Source organism: Parapedobacter sp. 2B3, assembly GCF_041925275.1.
Lineage (GTDB): Bacteria > Bacteroidota > Bacteroidia > Sphingobacteriales > Sphingobacteriaceae > Parapedobacter > Parapedobacter pyrenivorans_A.
In genome coordinates, this window is the sequence record NZ_JBHEUZ010000058.1 from 1 (window position 1) to 836 (window position 836).

An 836-nucleotide genomic window follows, 5' to 3' on the forward strand; every position below is an offset into this window, starting at 1 on the left:
TAGGCTTGCGGTGAAAGAGTGAACCCGGAGGGTCCAGTTGCATGTGGGGCTGCATAAAGGCTCCCCTGGGGAGTTCAGTTGTACCCAAAGCCTTCCTTTGGGGGCACTTCTGGATGGGTGAATGGGGCTTGAAACGCATTTTCTGGAGCCCGAGTTTTCAGTCTTCTGCCATGGTGGCTAGGGGTATATTTAGGGTTGCTCGTAAACAGTGAACAAGGAGGGTCCAGTTGCATGTGGGGCTGCGTAAAGGCTCCCCTGGGGAGTTCAGTTGTACCCAAAGCCTTCCTCTGGGGGCACTTTTGGATGGGCGAATTAGGCTTTTAACGCATTTTCTGGGGCCCGAGTTTTCAGTCGACTGCCAGGCGGGCCAGGGCTATATTTAGGGTTGCTGTGAAAGAGTGAACCCGGAGGGTCCAGTTGCATGTGGGGCTGCATAAAGGCTCCCCTGGGGAGTTCACTTGTACCCAAAGCCTTCCTTTGGGGGCACTTCTGGATGGGTGAATGGGGCTTGAAACGCTTTTTCTGTGGCCCGAGTTTTCAGTCTTCTGCCATGCTGGCTAGGGTTATATTTAGGGTTGCTGTAAAGAGCGAACACGGAGGGTCCAGTTGCATGTGGGGCTGCATAAAGGCTCCCCTGGGGAGTTCAGATGTACCCAAAGCCTTCCTTTGGGGGCACTTTTGGATGGTCCAAGGGGAATCGCAATGCGTTTTCTGAGGCCCGCTTTTTCAGTCTTCTCCCATTGCGCCGAGGGCTATATTTAGGCTTGCGGTGAAAGAGTGAACCCGGAGGGTCCAGTTGCATGTGGGGCTGCATAAAGGCTCCCCTGGGGAGTTCA

At 54.4% G+C, this 836-nt stretch carries 1 protein-coding gene; it reads right to left on the minus strand.

The window, feature by feature from the left end:
• Nucleotides 1-643: 643 nt before the first annotated feature.
• Nucleotides 644-836 (minus strand): hypothetical protein (locus ACEVG1_RS21025; RefSeq protein WP_374745697.1); only part of this gene is annotated, 193 nt, incomplete at its 5' end.